The following is an 18,658-nucleotide window of genomic DNA, read 5'->3' on the forward strand; positions in this document are numbered from 1 at the left end:
TCTCTTGACGGGTTGGGGCGGCCTTGCGGCCGCCCCTTTTTTGCCCACCCCCAGCGCTATGCGCGACGGCGCAGGGCGGCGGCACCTGCCAGGCTGGCAAGTGGCAGCAGCAACCCATAGGCCACCAGCGGCCACACGGTATCGCCGGGTAGCACAAGGATCACCAGCGTGCCGATGCCTGCCACGATAAGGCTCTGCACTGCGTAGTACAGGGCCACCGCCGCACCCGACGCATCGGCGAAATCACGCAGCGCACCGTTGGCAGCCACTGAAACCACCATCACAAGCCCCACCGCGATGCCCCACATGGGCAGCACCACGCCGATCAACGAGGGACGCCACGCGGCGGCCGACGCCATCAGCAGCGCCCCGGCCACCATCACCCACAGGCCGCGCAGGAAGGTACCGCGCACGTTCCAGCGCCCAATGCACGCGTTCGCCATCCGCGCCGTGACGATCATCACCAGTGCCACCGTCGCGAAGGCCAGGCTGAACGACAGCGGCGAGTACTGCATGCGCCCGACCAGCAACCGGGGCGCGACTGAGAAGAACACGAAGAATGTGCCCATGCCCGCGCTGAAGCCCAGCGTGTAGACCCAGAACGCGCCGCTGCCGAGGATGCGTCGTGCCGCCGGTCGCGCCCCGTCATGGCACTGCGGGCGGGTTTCGTGCCAATGCCGCACCGCGCGCAGGCCGGCGATCGTGCCCAGTACGCCGAGCAGAACGAAGATCGCGCGCCAGCCGACGGCACCAGCCAGCAGTGCGCCCAGAACAGGCCCCAGCGCCGGCACGAAGGCCAGCATCGAAGCGAACAACCCATACAGCGAGGCGCCTTCGGGTGTATCGGCATAGACGTCACGGACCGTGGCGAAGGTCGCCACCAATGCCGCCGACGCTCCCACCGCCTGTACGGTTCGCCAAGCCAGAAAAGCGGCGCCGCTGCCGGACAGGGCCAGCGCAAACGACGAAAGCGCGAACAGCAACGCCCCCAGCAACAGGACCGGGCGTCGCCCGATGCGGTCGGACAATGGGCCAAACAGCAACTGGCCCAGCCCGAGCGCCAGCAGGTAACTGCTCAACGTGAGCTGCACCAGCGTCGGGGATGTCTGCAGTGCCTGCGTCATCACCGGCACCACAGGAAGATAGACGTCCATGGCCAGCGAGGCCAGGAGGTCGAAGGGCGCCATCAGCACAATGGCCGACGGCAACGGGTGGGCCCAACGCGGGGCCTTTCGATTGAACATGGGGAGTCTCCGCCCGGAGTGATCCGGCGGCGATCCATCCACTTCGCGTGCATCGCAGGGATGATCACCGCAACAACGTCTGCATCGTTGTTGCGGCTCAGCGAACTGTCTGCGGACCGTTCCCGTTGCTCATGGTGTTGATCGTTGGCGGTGCGGAACCGATGCAAGTGTAGCAGCGACCGGTTCAGGGTGGCCGGGGCAGCGGTGCCGCCCCGGCCGCGGCGACCCTGGGGAGTGGGCCGCCGCTGATCGTCAGGCCGCCTTCATCGCATGCTTGCGCGCGCGCATCACGTTGTGGCACTCCTGCACTTCGGGCAACAGCTGAGTGACTTCCTGGCGCACCGCCGGTGGCAGTTCATTGTCCTTCAGCACATCCTTGAACGCGCCCAGCAGGCGATCCTCGGACTCTTCCAGTTCGGCCACGTAGCCATAGTTGGTATCTCCGAACGCGGCGCGGACCTTGCCGTAGAACTGCTGCATCGAACCCACCACGGTGCCATGCTCGGCCGGCTTGCCGCCGCTGGCAGCCACCGAACCGCTCAGCGCCGCGACGATGCGGCCCTTGACGCCGGCGATGCGGGTGAACAAGGCCGACAGCTCGGCATCCTTCACCTTGGTTGCGGCCTCTTCGTAGAACGACTTGCCGTCGCGGGCGATCTCGATCAGGTCGTTGAGGCGGTGTTCGATGGTGGACTGGGTGCTCATGGCCTTGCTCCTGTATCTTCGTTTCAGGGGGAGAAAAGCAGCCTCGACTGCGCTGCCTGCGGATCCACTGTGGACATGCTCGTGTGGTTCGCGGGTGAGCAGCGATTGATATGCACATCACTTCACCCAACCCGCACTGACTGCTTCACGCCACAGTGGCGCGTGGCTCACATCGAGCGGTGCTGGCCAGCCTCACCAGGGAACGAACAGGATGATCAGCACGATCACCACGACCGCGGCGAGCGCTCCCATCAGTACGTTTCTCTGGCGCCAACTGGGCTTCGGTTTTCCGGGGGTATTCATGCCTGCTACCTGTTTCTGCGGATGACCCCGGCAGACTGATGGATCGGCGGCGGTACGTGCGTGCAGGACGCGTGCAGGTGACGTGCAGGGCGCCGCCATCGATGTCGATTTCCGGGACGCCCGCTCGTCAGATCATCAAAGCCCTTCCCTCACCACGCGGACTGCTGCCATGACCGCCATCCTCACCGCCTTCGCCACCTCTCCCGACCGCGGCCAGGGCCTGGCCCGTGACATGCGCGTTCGCTGGGCGCTGGAAGAGCTGGACGTGCCCTATGACGTGCAGCTGCTCAGCTTTGCCGAGCTGAAGCAGCCCGCGCACCTGGCACGCAATCCGTTCGGGCAGATTCCCACCTGGCAGGAGGGCCACCAGGTCCTGTTTGAATCCGGCGCGATCGTCCTGCACCTGGCCGAACAACATTCCGGCCTGCTCCCGGTTGATCCGGATGCCCGCATGCGCGCGGTCATGTGGCTGTTTGCCGCACTGAACACGGTAGAGCCGCCGATTGTCGAGCGCTCCATGGCCTGGGTGCTGGAGCGCGAGCAGCCGTGGTACGGACAGCGGCTGCCGATGCTGGATGAGCGGGTTCGGGCGCGATTGGCGCAACTGTCAACATGGCTGGCCAACGCGCCGTGGCTGGACGGCGATTTCAGCGTGGGCGACCTGATGATGGTTTCGGTGCTGCTGCGCCTGAAGAGCAGCGGGCTGCTTGACGCGTATCCGCTGCTGGTGGCCTATGTGGCACGGGCAACGCAGCGTCCCGCCTATCAGCGCGCGTTTGCTGCGCAGCTGGCGGTATTCCAGAACGGGTAGTTCCGCGCCATGCGTGGAAATACTCAGCGCAAGCTGCGCCGGCAGGCGGCCTGCACCAGCATCAGCTGCGCCACCAGGATCAGCATCGCGCAGCCGGACAGCAGCCACGGATCGATGTACCACTGCGCGTTGAAACTGAAATCACCGGCGGAAATGCGCTTCCAGCCGTTGAAGTGCTGCATCGCTGCGACCACGAACGCGAAGCCACCGGCTGTGTACGACAACCAGGGCACGATGAGGCTCCCCGGGCGCGCGAACAGCGTGAGCAGGCCGAGCACGCCGATGACCGTGCGCTGCACGCGGCAGTACGGGCAGACATAAGCGATCCCGCTCCATTCCACCGCCCAGGCCAGCAGGCTGACCAGCACGGCCGCGCCTGCCGCGGCGTGCAGGACTTTCGGCGTGATCATCATGCCACTCTCGTGTGCCATCCCGTGCTCCTTGGTTGAAAGACCTAGGCAGGGTAGCAGTGCTGCAGCCTCATCCCTTCTTGATGACGGTCCGCTTGCCGATGGTGCTGGTCTTGCCAGCGGTCGGCCTGGCCAAGCCAGGAATCAGGAAATCGGTGACCTTGTGGCCCATCGACACCTTGGACGCCAACCAGCGCGGCATGCGCCCGCGACCGGTCCAGGTCAGGCGCTTGTATTCCGGGTCGCGATACTTGGGCGCGACTTTACCGGATTTACGGCGGGCGGGTTTGCGGGCGGGCGCAGGTGTTTCCGAGGCTTGGCCGCCAAAGAGTTCTTCGATGGTGTATCCGGCTTCGGCGGCGGCGGCCTTCAGCATCCGGCGCACCGCACTGGCCGGACGGCGGCTGGAAATCAGCTGTTTCCGCCGTTCAGCGGCAACCACCAGGGCACCCAGCTCGCGAAGGCTGAGCGATTCAATATCGATCGTCATGCGGGAAAGGTCTACTGCAGCGCGGCAGCTGTCAAGGCGCCCTGCCCGGCGCGTAGACACGGGCTTCACCGCCGGTGGGCTCCGATCGCCTGCGTCGGCCATCTCCGAGGACCTCGACGTGAGCACTTCATCGCATTCGCTCGCCTACCTGCTTGCACGCATCCTGCTGATGGCCCTGTTCCTGGTCTCCGGGCTGGGCAAGCTCGGTGATCTCAGTGGTACCCAGGGCTACATGGAGGCAATGGGAGTTCCCGGCATCCTGCTCTGGCCGACCATCGCTTTCGAAATCGGCAGCGGCCTGTGCATCCTGCTCGGCTTCCAGACCCGGCTGGTGGCGGTCGTACTGGCAGGTTTCAGCCTGGTCACCGCTTTCATCTTCCACCACAACTTCGCCGATCAGACCCAGCAGATCATGTTCCTGAAGAACCTGGGCCTGGCCGGTGGCTTCCTGCTGCTGGCCTGCACCGGAGCCGGGCGCTACAGCATTGATGGGCGTGGGCGGCGCGGATAAGCAGGCGGCATGCCGCCATCACCCCTGGCCCACGGGCGGGACGCGCTGCAGACGCAGGTTTCGCCATGTCGGCTGGGAGCTGCGGAAATCCACCGCTTCGCCATCGCTGGTGAACAACAAGCCTGGCTCCACTTCGGTGACCAGGCGGATGCCATCGATGTACAGCCAGCCCTGTCGCTGCTCCAGCACAACGGACATCGACGGTTTTCCCCACTGGTCGATGCGATAGCGCCCCAGCCAGGGTTGCCAATGGGGCGCCTGCGGCCCGGTGGGCCCATCGATGGGATCGTTCTGGTCCAGGCCGTCCTCGCCGTTGCTGCATTCCAGGTGCGCCGGCAGCATGTCCGTCGCCGCATGGTAGCGGTACGTCGCAACTTCTCCATCGGTGTCCACGGTGAACAGTTGGTCGCCGTCGATGGCCGCAAAACGGCCGCCCACAGCTTGCGCCCCACGATGCAGTTGCAGTTCACCGCTTCCGGCAACCACGATCTTCGCCTTGCCGCTGCGCCCGATCCAGCTCCCCGCCATCCGCTGCACCTGGTCCTGGTTCAACCTGATCGGCGCCAGGGAAGACAGGGGCACACGCGGCTGACGAGGCCCGAAACGCGCCGACAACAGCTGATCGAGCAGACGCTCGCCAATGCCGTACCCCGCAGACGTCGCGCGATTGAACATCGCGGCAAATCCTGCGTTTGCCTGCCTGCAGTAGGTGAACACGCACCCGAATCCGAAGCCCCCGCCGCGGTGGTGCAGCAGCCTCACCGATGTACTGCCGTAGAGGCGTTCGCTGCGCATGACACCGAGCCCGTAGTCACCGCCCAGGCCGAAACCATGCATCTCGTCCCAAAGGTGAGGCTCGAGCAGTTGCTGCGCACCGGATCGACCGCCACCGAGCAGGAAGCCAAGATACTTCGCCATGTCGGCGGCACTGGTCCAGACGCCTCCCGACACCACCAGCGGCGTCACCGGCGGTACCTGCGCATGGCCTTCCTGGGTTCCCAGTGCCCGCCCCTTGCTTGCCAGGTAGATCGAGGCATCGGCCGTACTGTCGTGCATTCCCAGCGGCTCGAAGATCCGGCGCTGCAGCCAGGCCGGATAGCTGATGCCCGCAACCTGCTCAATGACATGACCGGCAAGGTCGAAGCCCAGGTTGGAGTAGCGATAGCGCGTACCCACTGGAAAGCGCAGCCATGTCTGCGAGATGCTGCGGACGTGCGCATCAAAGCCCGGCGACGCCGGTTCGTAGTTGTTGCCCAGTGGCGCCTCGTGCGTGAATCCCGCGCGATTGGCAAGCAGCAGGCGCAGGCTGATGCGCTCATGTGGAGCATGCTCGAAGCGGCTGCGCACCGTGAACGACGGCAGATAGCGGGTAATGGGCGCGTCCAGATCAAGGATGCCGTCCTGCACGGCCAACAGCACCGCCACCGCAGCGAAATTCTTCGAGGTGGACTGGATGCTGAACATCGTGCTGGCGTCTACGGCTGCGCTGCCCTGGCCTGATACGTGACCGAAGCCTTCAGTCCAGCGCACCTGCCCGCCTTCGACCAGGCAGACGGCAGCGGCACCGATGCCGCTGCCGTCCATGGCCGAGCGGATCACGCCGCGTTCCGCGTCGATCAGGCTCCCGGTGGTGACGGTTGGCTGCGCCACCGCAGCAACGCCGGTGGCCATGAGCGTGGCCGCCGGAACGGCAGCAGCGTTGGCCAGGAAGGCGCGACGACTGAGCGTACCAGGCATCAGATCACTCCACTTCGGGATGCCGCCATCTTCCCGCCAGCAGAAATGGCGGGGCATGTGTCATTCGGCACAGAGTGCGGTGATCGACAGTGCTGCACCTTCGCCGGCTGCGCAGGCCTCAGCCCGGAGAGAGCGGCAAGCGGATTCCCTGCGCCGCAACAAAGGCGCGGCACTCGCTCCAATAGGCCTGTGGCGGTGCCCGGAGCTCTGGTCGTGACCAGTAGTCGGTGATGTGCAACGGGTCGCCCGGCACCGGGTCCGAAGCGCGTGACGGACCAGAACGTAAACAAGGACTGAATACGAACCAAGGCGGACCGGGGGAGGCTGCACCACTTTTCCGTTCTCTGCGGGCGATGCAGATGTGCACAAGACGATCGAGTCCATCTCTGGGGACTTGCATGCACTCCGTTTCAGTTGCGCGAGCAGCTCCAACGTCGTTGCGTCGCCTACCCGACCCAGTGTTAATCGCAAGGAAACTGCACCACCCTCATGGAATACAGAAGTTCATCGCAGAAATTCGCTGCAGCACTCGTCGTTGCCGTACTCGCCACGGGAGCGGTGGCGGCCCTTCTCCTCCTTCGCCCCACGCCACAGTCCTCGCAAACGGCACCGAACGTTGAACAGGCGGGCGGGCAGCGCAAGGATCCTTCTGCGCCGACACCCTCGGCTGCGTCACCCGCGTTACGGCCTGCCAACAGCACGAGCATGCTGTTTCCTGGTGTTCCGCAGAATCGCGATGGAATGGAACCCAAGGACGATGATCCATTTGATGGGCGTAGCCGCGAGGAGCAACGCTGGCTGGATGAACACGGCTATCCGAATACCGCGCAGTGGGCTTCCTATTCCAGCGCGCCCGATGCGTTGCTGGAACAAGCCGCCCACGGCGGCGACAAGCTTGCGCGCACCATGCTGGACTCGCGAAAGCTGCCCGATCGAACCGCCTTGGACCGGATGATGTCGTCCGCAGTGGACGGCAACTACTTTGCACTGCAACTGCTTGCGACTCATTTCGCATCCACCGGTCGAGCGGGAAACATCAACGCATACGCGGTTTCGCGCGTCCTGGAGATGCGCGCAGACCCTTCCGCCGCGCTTGGCAGGGAAATCATGTTCTCTGCACCGCTCACTATCGAAGAGCGGATGCAGGGGGAGGCCGAAGCGCTTCGTCTGAATGCCACATTCAACCAGCTCTACCAGGAACGAACCGGCGTCCCGTTCGTTCCCGATTACCGCCCGTTCCCCGTTGACAACTCGCAAGGATGGCAATGAAACCTGCAAGTAAATTCGTCCTGGCCACCGCTGCTTTCACCGTTGCCGGTGTTGCTCTGGCCTGCACCGTTCTTCCAATGCTCCCGTTCTCGATATCGGTCGACCTGAAGGATATCGCGGCGGCCAAGCAAGCCGGTGCCTCATCCGCAGATGCGCCCAACCGGGCATTCCTGAAGAAGCTGGATGAGACCGCTGAAAGGACGTTCGGTGCGGATGCATGGCGCAACACGTCCTTCGTCGGCAACGTCATGTACAAAACAAAAATCATGATGATGACCGGCTCAAGCATGATCACCGTCAGCAAGCCGTGCGGGAAGTCGGCAGAAGAGTCAGGCGGCACCGAGGACAGCTTCGCCTCGACACCCCCGTCTGGCGGTGGTGGTGGTGGCAGCACTGGCGGTGGTGGCGGGATCGGCGGCTGGTTCCCCGGTGGTGGCGGGTGCTTCGGCAACTGTCAGCCGCCCCCGCCCGGTCGCGTTGGTCCTATCGAGAATCTGCCACGATCCTGAGGGCACCACAATGAAAGGGCATCGCCGCAAGGTGCTGCCCTTGGCGCCCCTGACGCACCAGCCAGACGCCATCGGGGCGTCGTCACTGGACTTTGCTGGACGTTCAATTGGTGGGCCCACCAGGATTCGAACCTGGAACCAAGGGATTATGAGTCCCCTGCTCTAACCGTTGAGCTATAGGCCCGGCGCAGCGCCACAGTGTAGTGGAGCCTGCGCTCAACCGGCTACCCGCCGGCGCCAAGACACACTGAAAAACCCTCAGCCATCGCTGCGCAACGCCGCGCGCCCAGGCTTGCGCAACAGCTGGCTCACCCAAACCGCGCGCCCATCTCCCGCACCCGCTCGGCGTTCGCCCCCGCCAATGACCGCATTGCTGGCGACTGGATCCGCCCGTCAACAGCCACGCACTGCCAGAATGCTTCAGCCACCGGTGCCGCCCAGCGCAGATGCTGCAGATCACCACTGCCCAGCGGTGCGACCGGCGACAGCGGCTCGTCCGCGCGCAACACGCCCAGCTTTGACGGCGCCAGCGACATCGGCAGCATGTCGTAGACCGGCGCCAACGGCAGCGGGCCGCGATCAACGAAGTGGAAGGCGATGTTGCCGTGGTGCATGTCGCTGTTGCCGATCAGCCGCCCGAACGCGTGGCGTCGGCCCATCGCCTGCACGGTGTCGGCCGTCAGCCAGCCTTGATCACGCAGTTCGGCGCCTGCAACCGGCCACGCTGGGGTGACCTCGCCGGTGAACGCAGACGATAGCGACAGCAGCGAGACCAAGCCTCGCCGCCCCAGCAGATCGGGCGTGCGGTCGAAGCGCTCGATTTCCAGGAAGGTGTGCGTGGGCGACTGCAGCAGTTCACTGGACGCCGCGGCTTGTCCGGACTGGCGCAGGGCCTCAAGCGCCAGATGTTCGCAGACCAGCAGATCGCTCCAGCGCTGGGCGGCGGCGCCTTCATCGGGCTGCGCGAACTTGACCAGCACCGAGCGGCGCCTGCCGTGGACCTCCACGGTGGCGGTGAACTTGGGTTGCTCGCCACCCGGCGAGAAGCCCACATCCTCTCCGTCCAGCGCAGCACGCGCACGCTCGCGATACTGTGCAAGACGATCGTCGGCCGCAACCCGATCGATCGGCGCCTGCAACGCATCCATCGCCGCCTCCACGGCGGCGATACCGAGCAGCAGATCGCCCGCTTCAGTCCCGCCAGCGGTTACCAGGGACATCAACACATCGTCCGGTTGCCAGCCCTTGAGGTCCTTCGGCAGGCCGAGCGCCTGCCCACGGCCATGGGCGAAGCTGCGACCAAGAAATCCCTGCGGTCGCAGGTCATCCAGGTACCACGGTAAGTCAGGAAAGAAGGCAGCAACGTCACCTTCGGGCGCGCGTCGCAGGTTCGGGCAGTCAGGCCCGGCGTCGACATGGAAGCCGCCTCCTACCAGCGCAATTACCCGCCCCAGCTCCTCCAGCGTCGCATCTTCGCGCAGCCGGTACAGCGGCCATTCGCTGCCTGCCCGGGTGGGCCGCCGCAGCGCATAGGCGGTTGCCCGCGTTCTGCCCATGCGCACCACCTGCGGGCCACTGGCGGCCACCAGCCGGCTGAGCGCCATCCGGTCCACCCCCAGACGCTCGGCCAGCGCCGCGGCTGGTAGCGGCTGGCCGGGGGCCAGCTGAGCGATCAGATCCAATACCTGTGGGCGTTGAGCGCGTGGCATGTGCATTACGTAATACGAAGCTTGTTACGTAATTAGCATCAAAAAAACGGGACTGCAAGCACGACCTTGCATCTATGAGCCTGAAAATAATGGACATATTCACGAAGCGCCAGCTTCGACGCGGATCTTTGTTACATTATTTGTTACGTAATTATATGGCTCTTCCGAGCACTGGCGGGGCGTTACAGGGATGTGGTGGCAAAGAAAAACCCCGCCGAAGCGGGGTTTCTCTCAACACATCAGCCATCGCCGGATATCAATCGATATCCAGGAAGCTGCGCAGCTGCTCCGAGCGGCTCGGGTGACGCAGCTTGCGCAGGGCCTTCGCTTCGATCTGGCGGATGCGCTCGCGGGTCACGTCGAACTGCTTGCCGACCTCTTCCAGCGTGTGGTCGGTGTTCATGTCGATGCCGAAGCGCATGCGCAGCACCTTGGCTTCCCTCGGGGTGAGGCCGGCCAGCACGTCGCGCACGGTTTCAGACAAGTTGATGTTGGTGGTGTTCTCGATCGGGGACTCCACGTTGGTGTCCTCGATGAAGTCGCCCAGATGGGAATCCTCGTCGTCACCGATCGGGGTTTCCATCGAGATCGGCTCCTTGGCGATCTTCATCACCTTGCGGATCTTGTCTTCCGGCATGTCCATTTCCTTGGCCAGCTCCTCCGGCGTGGCCTCGCGGCCATACTGCTGGAGCATCTGGCGGGAAATGCGGTTCAACTTGTTGATCGTCTCGATCATGTGCACCGGGATACGGATGGTGCGCGCCTGGTCGGCGATCGAGCGGGTGATCGCCTGGCGGATCCACCAGGTGGCGTAGGTCGAGAACTTGTAGCCGCGGCGGTATTCGAACTTGTCCACCGCCTTCATCAGGCCGATGTTGCCTTCCTGGATCAGGTCCAGGAACTGCAGGCCGCGGTTGGTGTACTTCTTGGCAATCGAGATCACCAGGCGCAGGTTGGCCTCGACCATTTCCTTCTTGGCCTTGCGCGCCTTGGCTTCACCGTAGGCCATGGCACGGCTGATTTCCTTCAGCTCTTCCAGGTCCAGCTGGGTCAGCTTCTCGATGTCGATCGTCGCCTGCTGTTCGGCAATGATCTGGTCCTTCACTTCGCGCAGGGCCGACGACCACTTCTGCTTGCGCTTCAGTGCGTCTTCCACCCATTCCAGGTTGGTCTGGTTGCCTTCCCAGGAACGGATGAAGTCCTTGCGCGGCATGCGCGCGGTGACGGTGGCCAGGTTCAGCACACGGCGCTCATGCGACTTGATGTCGGCCATGGTGTCGCGCAGCTGCTTGGTCAGCACGTCGGTCAGCGGCAGCGGCAGCTTCAGGGTGACGAACACCGCCGACATCTCTTCGCGCAGGCGCGGCAGGTTCTTCTTGTCGCCCTTGGTCGCGGCCTTCTTGAACGCATTGAAGGCATCGCTCAGCGCCTGCATGCGCGCGGCGACTTCCTCCGGGTCCGGACCGGTCGGTGCGGCTTCTTCCTCGCCACCCTCGACATCATCGTCCTCGTCCTCGTCACCTTCGGCGTCGGCATCGCTGCTGTCATCGGCAGCGACCGCCGGCGGCGCCGGCTCTTCGTCGACCAGATCATTGAACCCGACGATCACTTCGGCCAGGCGCTTCTTGCCTTCCTTGTGGGCTTCGTAGTCGTTCAGCAGCGACTCGACCGACACCGGGAACTGGCCGAGCGCGGCCTGGACCTGGGAGAGGCCTTCCTCGATGCGCTTGGCAATGGCGATTTCGCCTTCGCGGGTCAGCAGCTCGACGGTGCCCATTTCGCGCATGTACATGCGCACCGGGTCGGTGGTACGGCCACCTTCGGTGTCGAGCGCGCTCAGCGCGGCGGCAGCTTCTTCGGCCGCGGTGTCATCGACTTCGCGGTTGCCGGTGTTGCCGTCGTTGAGAAGCAGGGTTTCCACATCCGGCGCAACTTCATGGACATCGATGCCCATGCCGTTGATCATGCCGATGATGTCTTCGATCTGTTCCGGGTCGACCATGTCGTCCGGCAGATGGTCATTGACTTCGGCGTAGGTCAGGTAGCCCTGTTCCAGGCCCTTGCTGATCAGTTGCTTGATTTCGGATTGGGCAGGACGTTCGTTGGCCATGTAGTGCTCGCGCCACCGGCTGGGTAGGAAATAGGGAACGTAGCATTATACCAGCCCGGGGCCCCGCCTGCCGGGCGGTGGTCCCGCAGGCTCAGGGCCGGAGAAGGAAGGTCACAGGACCGTCATTGACCAGGCTGACGACCATATGGGCACCAAACCGGCCTGTTTCCACCCCTGGCGCGTGATTTTCACGGCAGATCTCGACAAATTGATTGAACCCGCGTTCAGCCTCCTCCGGCGCTGCGGCGCTGGTGAAGCTCGGCCGCATGCCCGAACGGGTGTCAGCGGCCAGGGTGAACTGGCTGACCAGCAACAGGCCGCCGCCGGTGTCACGCAGCGACCGGTTCATTTTCCCGGCCTCGTCGGCGAACACCCGGTAGCCCAGCAGGCGCTCGGCCATCCGTCGCAGCTGGGCCTCGGTATCGCCCGGCTCCATGCCCACCAGCGCCAGCAGGCCTGGTCCGATCTGGCCCACGGTTTCATCATCTACATGGACAGCAGCCTGGCTGACACGCTGGATCAGGACGAGCATCTGGGCTTCCAATGAACAGGGCCGGCCACGATAGCAGCGCCCTTGGCTAAACTGGCGCCAATGAATCCGCAACGCAAAGCCCGGCTGGTCCACCGCGCCACCACCCTGTTCGCCCGCCTGCCCTGGCCGCTGCTGCGGGCGTTCGCGCGCACCCTGGCGTGGGCCTGGATCCGTCTCAATGCCCGTGAGAGCCGTGTCACCCGGCGCAACCTCGAACTGGCCTACCCCGACCTGGACAGTGCCGCGCGGGACCGCCTGCACCGCGATCTGCTGCGCTCCACCGCGCTGCAGGCCATCGAGACCCTGCGGCTGTGGAGCCAGAGGCCGGCCGACAACCTGCGCCTGCATCTGAAGCAGCGCCACGGCGAGGCCCTGTACGACGCAGCCCTGGCCAGCGGCAAGGGCGTGATCGTGGCCGCGCCGCACTTCGGCAACTGGGAGCTGCTGAACCAGTGGCTGGCCTCGCGCGGGCAGATCGCCATCGTCTACAAGCCGCCGGAGGACGAGGCCAGCGATGCCTTCCTGCAGCTGGTGCGCGGCGGCCAGAACGTGCAGCAGGTGCGCGCCGAGGGTCCGGCCGTGCGCCAGCTGTTCAAGGTGCTCAAGGACGGCGGTGCCACCGGCATCCTGCCCGACCAGCAGCCCAAGGCCGGCGACGGCGTGTTCGTGCCGTTCTTCGGCGTGCAGGCGCTGACCATGACCCTGGTCAACCGACTGGCCGAGCGCACCGGCGCCACCGTGCTGTACGGCTGGTGCGAGCGCATCGGGCCGGACATGCAATTCGCCCTGCACATCGAACCGACCGACCCGGCCGTGGCCGACCCGGACCCGCAGGTGGCCGCCACCGCACTCAACGCCGGCATCGAGCGCATCGCCCGCCGCGACCCGGCGCAGTACCAGTGGACCTACAAGCGCTATACGTTGCGGCCGCCGGGCAGCGGCGAGGAAGACCCGTACGCAACTGAGGAACACCCCCACTGACAGCCGCCTGCGACCACTGGCCGCAACACGTTGAATACGACGCCGTCGCCCCCATAGAGACTGCGATGTCCGCCTCCCCCGGTCCTGCCATGCCTGCTGCTTCTTCCCTGTTCGGCGATCCGGCCGCGATCCGCTGTGAGCGCGCGGTGGCCGAACTGCGCGCCGGTCGCCCGGTGCTGCTCCACGATGGCCACTGCCAGCGCCTGGCGGTGATCGCGCTGGACAGCGCCACGGCCAGCAGCTTCGCTGCCTTCGCCAATGCCGCCCGCGAGCGGCATTACCTGTTCCTGACCGCCACCCGCGCCCGCGTGCTCGGCGTGGAGGCCCCGCAAGGCGCACGCCTGCCGCTGGCCGGCGTTGCCTTCGATGCCCTCCCCTCGCTGGGCTACCTGCGCGAGCCGGGCCCGATGCCCGACGGCTGGACGGCGGGCGATGCCTTCGATGCCGGCGCGGTGGAGCTGGCCCGCCTGGGCCTGTTGCTGCCGGCGATGGTGGCGGTACGCCTGGACGTTGATGACCGCACCTTCGAGGGTGCCGCCGAGGTGGCCCTGTGCGACCTGGCCGAAGGCGCAGCACATGCAGCCCACGACTACGAACTGGTGGCGCGTTCGCCGGTGCCGCTGCGCGACGTCGGCATGACCACCTTCGCGGTGTTCCGCGGCGGCGTGGCCCAGCGCGACCAGGTCGCGATCATCGTCGGCGAACCGGACCTGTCGGCGGTGGTGCCGGTGCGCGTGCACTCCTCATGCCTGACCGGCGACCTGTTCGGTTCGCTCAAGTGCGACTGTGGTGACCAGCTGCGGCGCGGCCTGCGCAAGCTGAAGGAGCTGGGCGGCGGCGTGTTGCTGTACCTGGACCAGGAAGGCCGTGGCACCGGCATCGCAGCCAAGATGCGTGCCTACGGCTACCAGCACGACGGCCTGGACACCATCGACGCCGATGCGCAGCTCGGCTTCGGCGCCGACGAGCGCCGCTACGGCAGTGCGGTGGCCATGCTGCACGGCCTTGGCATTTCGCGCGTGGCGCTGCTCAGCAACAACCCGACCAAGGCACAGCGCCTGCGCAATGCCGGCATCGAGGTACTGGACTGCATTCCGGTCACCGGCGAGATCACCGCCGAGAACGAGCACTACCTGCGCACCAAGGCCGATCGCGCAGGACATCTGCTGGACGTGGATGCGCTGATCCAGGCTGCCCAGTAACGCAGCCGACCTGCTACCGTCTGCGCGGTGCGGCTACCGCCGCCACCGCTCGCCCTGCCACCTGACGGAGCCCGCGTGACCGACATCTCCCTGACCGCTCCGCCCGCCGACGCGTGGCAGTCGCTGCCGCGCCGCGCCGCGCGGCTGGCGGCATTGGAAGGCGCTTTCGGCGGCCTGTTTGCGCCAGGCCTGCCGCTGGCGGCTGCATGGTGGTTCTTCGATCTAACCGGCGGCGCGTGGGTCGCCGCCCTCGGGCTGCTGGCAGGGGCTGCATGTGGCGCATGGCTCAGCCACCGCCGCCTGGTCCGCACCCGTTGGCGGCTGGACGCACAGGGCCTGGGCCTGCGGCGAGACCTGATGTGGCAGCTGGAAACCCGTATTCCCATTTCGCGCGTACAACACCTGGACCTGCGCAGGGGCCCGCTGGAACGCCGTGCAGGACTTGCCACGCTGATCGTGCATACCGCCGGCACCCGCATGAGCGCGGTAACCGTGAGCGGCCTGGATGAAACCGACGCCGAGCGTCTGCGCGACACCCTTTCGCACCAGCTCGACCAGGACGCTGACGCCCTGTGAGCCTGCCACCGCCTCTGCCTGCAGCACTGCGCGCCGGTGGCGAGGACCACCGCCTGCACCCGTGGTCATGGCTGTTCGTGCTGCTGATGCAGCTGCGCCACTACTTCCTGCCGCTGGTCGCACTGCTGGTATTCGGTCAGCGCGGCGCCCACGATCCGATGTGGGCGCAGTTGATCCCACTGTCGGCGATCGCCGCGCTGGTCCTGGTCTCGGTGCTGCAGTACCTCAGCTACCGTTACCGCATCGGCAGCGATGCGATCACCGTGCGCAGCGGTCTGCTTGCGCGCAACCGGCGCGAGATTCCGTTCGCCCGCATCCACAACGTGGAAGTGCGGCAGAATCCGCTGCACCGGCTGTTCGGCGTGGCCGAGCTGCGCCTGGAGTCGGCCGGCGGCGTGCGCCCCGAAGCGGAAATGCGAGTGCTGAAGCTGGACCAGGCGCTGGCGCTGGAACGTCTCGTGCGCCAGCGCGGGCAGGCACCACAGGCCGCCGACGCTGTCCCCGCGCCTGCGGTCACCGTGGCCGACACCGAACACGTCCTGCTGCGCCTGTCCAGCTGGGACGTGATGCGCATGGGCCTGCTCTCCAATCGGGGCTGGGCACTGGCGGTTGCCGCCTTCGGCGTGCTGTTCCAGACCGTGCCGCGGCCGGTGATGGACGAAGCCATCCAACGTGGTGGCCGCGAGGCTTTCGGTTACGCCAGCCACCTGCACCCCGGCGTAGCAGGCGCTTTCCTGCTGCTGGCCGCCGCACTGCTGCTGGGCTGGCTGGCGCTGCGCGTGCTGTCGGTGGTACTGACCCTGCTGCGCTATCACGGCTTTACCCTCAGCGAGCAGGATCGCCGCCTGACCGTCTCCGCCGGTCTGCTCAGCCGCACCCGCAGCAGTGTCGCGCGTCGCCGCATCCAGGCCTGGACGCTGCGCGAAACCACCCTGCATCGCTGGTTCGGCCTGCGCCAGCTGCGCATCGACAGCGCTGCCGGTGGCCCTGCGCGCGATGAGGACCGCGCCCTGCGCGAGCTGGCACCACTGGCCCAGGCGACGCGCTGCGAGCAGCTGGTGCAGCACCTGTTGCCTCAGCTGCAGTGGCCGCCGACGCAATGGCACTCCATTCCGCAGCGTGGCTGGTGGCGGCTGTGCCTGGGAACGCTGCTGCTGGTACCCCTGTTGGCCGCAGCCGCGTACTGGCGCTGGGGGCCATGGGGCCTGCTGGTGCTGGCGTGGCTGCCGGTGGCGCTGCTGGTCGCTCATCGGCAGATGGCACGCATGGCCTGGCACCTGGACGAGCACTACGTGGCAGTGCGTGGCGGTTGGTGGAAGCGCTGGTGGCGCTGGGCCGAACTGGACAAGGTGCAGGGCCTGCGCCTGCTGCGCTCGCCGCTGGACAAGCTGTTGGGCACCAGCAGCCTGCAGCTGGATACTGCCGGCGCGCATGGCGATGTGGCATTGACCCTGCACCATCTGCCGCAGGCACAGGCGCAGCAGGTGATGGATCAGCTGGCTGCAGCGCTGGCGCGGCGCAAGCTGCGCTGGTAGGTAGTGCCGGCCGCTGGCCGGCAACCGCAGACATCCCCGAGCTTGCCGGCCAGCGGCCGGCATTACCGCGAGCGGGGGCGCGCATCCACGCACGGCATGGATCTACTCTAGAGCCGAGCCAATGCTCGGCTTACCGCTGCGACGGGCCCCAATAGCCCAGGTCCCTGCGGATCTGCAGATCACGCATCCAGCTGCCGAACGGCTTGCGCCGCAGCGCGCCCATTTCACCGGACAGGAAATCCTCGGTGGCCGCGATTACCCGCTCGCTGGACAGGCCGTCGCGGTACGGATGGATGGCGTCGGCATAGCGCACGATCTCCGCCTGCAGCGCCGCGTCCGGGTGCAGCGCACGCGTCAGCATCGCCTGCAGCTGCGCAGGATCATTGAAGTCGATCATGTGTGGCTTGGGCACGCGGTTGCGGAAGGTCACCACCGGCTTGTGCTGCACGATGAACTCCGAAACGATCGACGAGGTATCCGACACCAGCACGTCGGCGGCGCGCTGCGCGGCCATCACCTGCTCCGGCTCGATGAAGCGGGCATTGGCACCGGCCAGCGCGCGGTAGCGTTCGAACAGGTCCTGCGGGCACTTCGGGTGCAGGGTGAGAAGCCAGTAATGGTCACCGGCGGCGATATCGGCGGCGATCTGCGGGTGCAGGTGCGGCGCTGCGCTCAGGCGCTCGGTGAAGGTCGAACCGAACAGGATCACCGGGCGTCCTCCAGCGGCGGCGCGCAGCGCGGCGCTCTCGCCACCATCGTCGCGGAACAGCGGATCCAGCTTCGGCCAGCCCGTCTCGGCCACCGCGAAGTGGCCCTGCAGGGCCGCGATCTCACGAAACGGCGCGGTGGTGGCCGGCCCCTGCGTGCAGTACAGGTCGAACATGCCGCGCACCCGGAAGTGGCCGCGCGCGCTGTCCCGCTTCTCCACGTTGAAGCCATGGAACAGCTGCACCTTGGCGCCCGAAAGGAACGTCGGCACCCAGTTGGCCGCGCTGAACACCGCCCGCGGACGCAGGGCCAGGGCCTGCTTCAGGCCCACGTTGGGCACCCCCGGCAGGCTGCTGCCGGCCACGCCGTCCTCGAACCAGGCCGCTACCTCCTGCCCGGATGCGTGCAAGGCCTGCGCCAACGGGGCGAGAATAGGCAGCGCATAGCGCTCCGTCGCAAACAACAGGTACCCGGCCATCATGTCCTCCACGACCGCTCCCATCGAACGGCCTCGCATCTCGGCGTGCATTATCGCGTTCAACGAGGCCGGGCGCATCGGCGACTGCCTGGCCTCGCTGGCGTTCTGCGATGAGATCGTGGTGGTGGACTCGTACTCCACCGATGCCACCGTCGCCATCGCCGAAGCTGCCGGCGCCCGTGTTCTGCAGCGCCGGTTCGACGGTTTCCGCAGCCAGAAGGCATTCTGCGTCGAGCAGGCCCGCCACGACTGGGTACTGTGCCTGGATGCCGACGAACGGATCAGTCCGGAACTGCGCGCGGCCATCGAACAGGCCCGCGACAGTGGCTTCAGCGGCCATGCCGGCTACCGTTTCGCCCGCCTGTCGGAGTATTTCGGCAGGTTCCTGCGCCATGGCAACGCCTACCCGGACCGAGTGTTGCGCCTGTTCGACCGCCGCCAGGGCGGCTGGCGCGGCAAGCGCGAGATCCACGAGGCTGCCAGCGTCGACGGCAGCGTCGGTACCCTGCGTGGCGACCTGGTCCACTATCCGTACCGCTCATTGCAGCAGCAGCTGGCCAAGACCGAGAAATACGCGCGGATGATGGCCGAGCACGAGTTCGCACGCGGCAAGCGGGCCACGCTGGGCAAGCTGGTGCTGGCGCCGGCCTGGCGGTTCTGGCGCGGCTTCCTGTTCCGTGGCGGCTTCCGCGACGGCTGGCATGGACTGGTCTATGCCTACGTACGCGCCAACTACGTGCGGCAGAAAACCATCATGCTGTGGATGCTGGGCAACGGCCAGGCCGTGGCTGACCCGCCGAACCCCTGATCGCCCGGCCCTGTCCGGGGCGCCGCTGGA

Annotated in this window: 18 protein-coding genes and 1 tRNA gene; 9 read left to right on the forward strand and 10 right to left on the reverse strand. The window is 66.2% G+C overall.

The features are described from left to right. Positions 1-56: 56 nt before the first annotated feature. Both cml and AC5P7R_RS08240 read right to left on the reverse strand, forming a co-directional pair. On the reverse strand, positions 57-1,244 hold the full coding sequence (gene cml / locus AC5P7R_RS08235) for a CmlA/FloR family chloramphenicol efflux MFS transporter (protein ID WP_495213820.1): 1,188 nt from the start codon (positions 1,242-1,244) through the stop codon (positions 57-59). 252 nt (positions 1,245-1,496) lie between these two features. Continuing rightward, on the reverse strand, positions 1,497-1,949 hold the full coding sequence (locus AC5P7R_RS08240) for a PA2169 family four-helix-bundle protein (protein WP_005419568.1): 453 nt from the start codon (positions 1,947-1,949) through the stop codon (positions 1,497-1,499). 472 nt (positions 1,950-2,421) lie between these two features. Between AC5P7R_RS08240 and AC5P7R_RS08245 the strand changes: the two genes are divergently transcribed. Further along, the gene (locus AC5P7R_RS08245; protein WP_134730026.1) at positions 2,422-3,063 is read left to right on the forward strand and encodes a glutathione S-transferase family protein; all 642 of its coding nucleotides are present in this window, start codon (positions 2,422-2,424) and stop codon (positions 3,061-3,063) included. A gap of 23 nt (positions 3,064-3,086) precedes the next feature. On the opposite strand, the gene AC5P7R_RS08250 is transcribed toward AC5P7R_RS08245, so the two are convergent. Further along, positions 3,087-3,494: a hypothetical protein gene (locus tag AC5P7R_RS08250; RefSeq protein ID WP_134730028.1), complete on the reverse strand. Its 408-nt coding sequence runs from the start codon at positions 3,492-3,494 to the stop codon at positions 3,087-3,089. A 49-nt stretch (positions 3,495-3,543) separates the two neighbouring features. Next, positions 3,544-3,963 (reverse strand): H-NS histone family protein, encoded by a 420-nt coding sequence (locus AC5P7R_RS08255; protein ID WP_019660762.1) that lies wholly within the window; start codon positions 3,961-3,963, stop codon positions 3,544-3,546. Positions 3,964-4,081: 118 nt separating this feature from the next. On the opposite strand from AC5P7R_RS08255, the gene AC5P7R_RS08260 reads away from it, so the two are divergent. Beyond that, entirely contained in the window at positions 4,082-4,474 is a 393-nt protein-coding gene (locus AC5P7R_RS08260; protein WP_019660763.1) for a DoxX family protein, read from the forward strand. A gap of 18 nt (positions 4,475-4,492) precedes the next feature. On the opposite strand, the gene AC5P7R_RS08265 is transcribed toward AC5P7R_RS08260, so the two are convergent. After that, positions 4,493-6,268, reverse strand: a complete 1,776-nt coding sequence (locus tag AC5P7R_RS08265) for a serine hydrolase domain-containing protein (protein ID WP_495213821.1) — start codon at positions 6,266-6,268, stop codon at positions 4,493-4,495. A gap of 684 nt (positions 6,269-6,952) precedes the next feature. On the opposite strand from AC5P7R_RS08265, the gene AC5P7R_RS08270 reads away from it, so the two are divergent. Then, positions 6,953-7,480 (forward strand): hypothetical protein, encoded by a 528-nt coding sequence (locus AC5P7R_RS08270; RefSeq protein ID WP_019660765.1) that lies wholly within the window; start codon positions 6,953-6,955, stop codon positions 7,478-7,480. Further along, positions 7,477-7,989: a hypothetical protein gene (locus AC5P7R_RS08275; RefSeq protein WP_146256811.1), complete on the forward strand. Its 513-nt coding sequence runs from the start codon at positions 7,477-7,479 to the stop codon at positions 7,987-7,989. The genes AC5P7R_RS08270 and AC5P7R_RS08275 overlap by 4 nt, the downstream gene beginning before the upstream one ends. 108 nt (positions 7,990-8,097) lie before the next feature. On the opposite strand, the gene AC5P7R_RS08280 is transcribed toward AC5P7R_RS08275, so the two are convergent. The 4 genes from AC5P7R_RS08280 to dtd form a co-directional block, all read right to left on the reverse strand. After that, a tRNA-Ile gene (locus tag AC5P7R_RS08280) sits at positions 8,098-8,173 on the reverse strand. Positions 8,174-8,297: 124 nt separating this feature from the next. Then, positions 8,298-9,698, reverse strand: coding sequence for a type II toxin-antitoxin system HipA family toxin YjjJ (gene yjjJ / locus AC5P7R_RS08285; RefSeq protein WP_478436045.1), 1,401 nt, complete (start codon positions 9,696-9,698; stop codon positions 8,298-8,300). A gap of 256 nt (positions 9,699-9,954) precedes the next feature. Further along, on the reverse strand, positions 9,955-11,808 hold the full coding sequence (rpoD, locus tag AC5P7R_RS08290) for an RNA polymerase sigma factor RpoD (protein WP_019660768.1): 1,854 nt from the start codon (positions 11,806-11,808) through the stop codon (positions 9,955-9,957). Between the two features lie 91 nt (positions 11,809-11,899). Further along, the gene (dtd, locus tag AC5P7R_RS08295) at positions 11,900-12,340 is read right to left on the reverse strand and encodes a D-aminoacyl-tRNA deacylase (RefSeq protein WP_019660769.1); all 441 of its coding nucleotides are present in this window, start codon (positions 12,338-12,340) and stop codon (positions 11,900-11,902) included. 60 nt (positions 12,341-12,400) lie between these two features. On the opposite strand from dtd, the gene AC5P7R_RS08300 reads away from it, so the two are divergent. From AC5P7R_RS08300 to AC5P7R_RS08315, 4 genes are all read left to right on the forward strand, one after another. Then, positions 12,401-13,321, forward strand: a complete 921-nt coding sequence (locus tag AC5P7R_RS08300; RefSeq protein ID WP_019660770.1) for a lauroyl acyltransferase — start codon at positions 12,401-12,403, stop codon at positions 13,319-13,321. A gap of 65 nt (positions 13,322-13,386) precedes the next feature. Next, a complete protein-coding gene (ribA, locus tag AC5P7R_RS08305) occupies positions 13,387-14,523 on the forward strand; it encodes a GTP cyclohydrolase II RibA (RefSeq protein WP_478436046.1) in 1,137 nt (378 codons plus the stop codon). 75 nt (positions 14,524-14,598) lie between these two features. Then, entirely contained in the window at positions 14,599-15,099 is a 501-nt protein-coding gene (locus tag AC5P7R_RS08310) for a PH domain-containing protein (protein ID WP_478436047.1), read from the forward strand. Continuing rightward, the gene (locus tag AC5P7R_RS08315) at positions 15,096-16,634 is read left to right on the forward strand and encodes a PH domain-containing protein (RefSeq protein WP_111098727.1); all 1,539 of its coding nucleotides are present in this window, start codon (positions 15,096-15,098) and stop codon (positions 16,632-16,634) included. The genes AC5P7R_RS08310 and AC5P7R_RS08315 overlap by 4 nt, the downstream gene beginning before the upstream one ends. Before the next feature lie 130 nt (positions 16,635-16,764). Here the strand turns inward: AC5P7R_RS08315 and AC5P7R_RS08320 are convergent, their stop codons facing one another. Continuing rightward, entirely contained in the window at positions 16,765-17,823 is a 1,059-nt protein-coding gene (locus tag AC5P7R_RS08320; protein ID WP_478436048.1) for a CDP-glycerol glycerophosphotransferase family protein, read from the reverse strand. Here AC5P7R_RS08320 and AC5P7R_RS08325 point away from each other — a divergent pair. Then, entirely contained in the window at positions 17,822-18,628 is an 807-nt protein-coding gene (locus tag AC5P7R_RS08325) for a glycosyltransferase family 2 protein (RefSeq protein ID WP_021203241.1), read from the forward strand. The genes AC5P7R_RS08320 and AC5P7R_RS08325 overlap by 2 nt on opposite strands. Positions 18,629-18,658 lie beyond the last annotated feature (30 nt).

It is taken from the genome of Stenotrophomonas sp. YJH_SMC_27, assembly GCF_059369815.1.

Coding starts and splice junctions, on each gene's coding strand:
- cml (WP_495213820.1), bottom strand. CDS start 1,244: ATGTTCAATCGAAAGGCCCCGCGTTGGGCCCACCCGTTGCCGTCGGCC.
- AC5P7R_RS08240 (WP_005419568.1), bottom strand. CDS start 1,949: ATGAGCACCCAGTCCACCATCGAACACCGCCTCAACGACCTGATCGAG.
- AC5P7R_RS08245 (WP_134730026.1), top strand. CDS start 2,422: ATGACCGCCATCCTCACCGCCTTCGCCACCTCTCCCGACCGCGGCCAG.
- AC5P7R_RS08250 (WP_134730028.1), bottom strand. CDS start 3,494: ATGGCACACGAGAGTGGCATGATGATCACGCCGAAAGTCCTGCACGCC.
- AC5P7R_RS08255 (WP_019660762.1), bottom strand. CDS start 3,963: ATGACGATCGATATTGAATCGCTCAGCCTTCGCGAGCTGGGTGCCCTG.
- AC5P7R_RS08265 (WP_495213821.1), bottom strand. CDS start 6,268: ATGCCCCGCCATTTCTGCTGGCGGGAAGATGGCGGCATCCCGAAGTGG.
- AC5P7R_RS08270 (WP_019660765.1), top strand. CDS start 6,953: ATGGAACCCAAGGACGATGATCCATTTGATGGGCGTAGCCGCGAGGAG.
- AC5P7R_RS08275 (WP_146256811.1), top strand. CDS start 7,477: ATGAAACCTGCAAGTAAATTCGTCCTGGCCACCGCTGCTTTCACCGTT.
- yjjJ (WP_478436045.1), bottom strand. CDS start 9,698: ATGCCACGCGCTCAACGCCCACAGGTATTGGATCTGATCGCTCAGCTG.
- rpoD (WP_019660768.1), bottom strand. CDS start 11,808: ATGGCCAACGAACGTCCTGCCCAATCCGAAATCAAGCAACTGATCAGC.
- dtd (WP_019660769.1), bottom strand. CDS start 12,340: ATGCTCGTCCTGATCCAGCGTGTCAGCCAGGCTGCTGTCCATGTAGAT.
- AC5P7R_RS08300 (WP_019660770.1), top strand. CDS start 12,401: ATGAATCCGCAACGCAAAGCCCGGCTGGTCCACCGCGCCACCACCCTG.
- ribA (WP_478436046.1), top strand. CDS start 13,387: ATGTCCGCCTCCCCCGGTCCTGCCATGCCTGCTGCTTCTTCCCTGTTC.
- AC5P7R_RS08325 (WP_021203241.1), top strand. CDS start 17,822: ATGTCCTCCACGACCGCTCCCATCGAACGGCCTCGCATCTCGGCGTGC.
- AC5P7R_RS08320 (WP_478436048.1), bottom strand. CDS start 17,823: ATGATGGCCGGGTACCTGTTGTTTGCGACGGAGCGCTATGCGCTGCCT.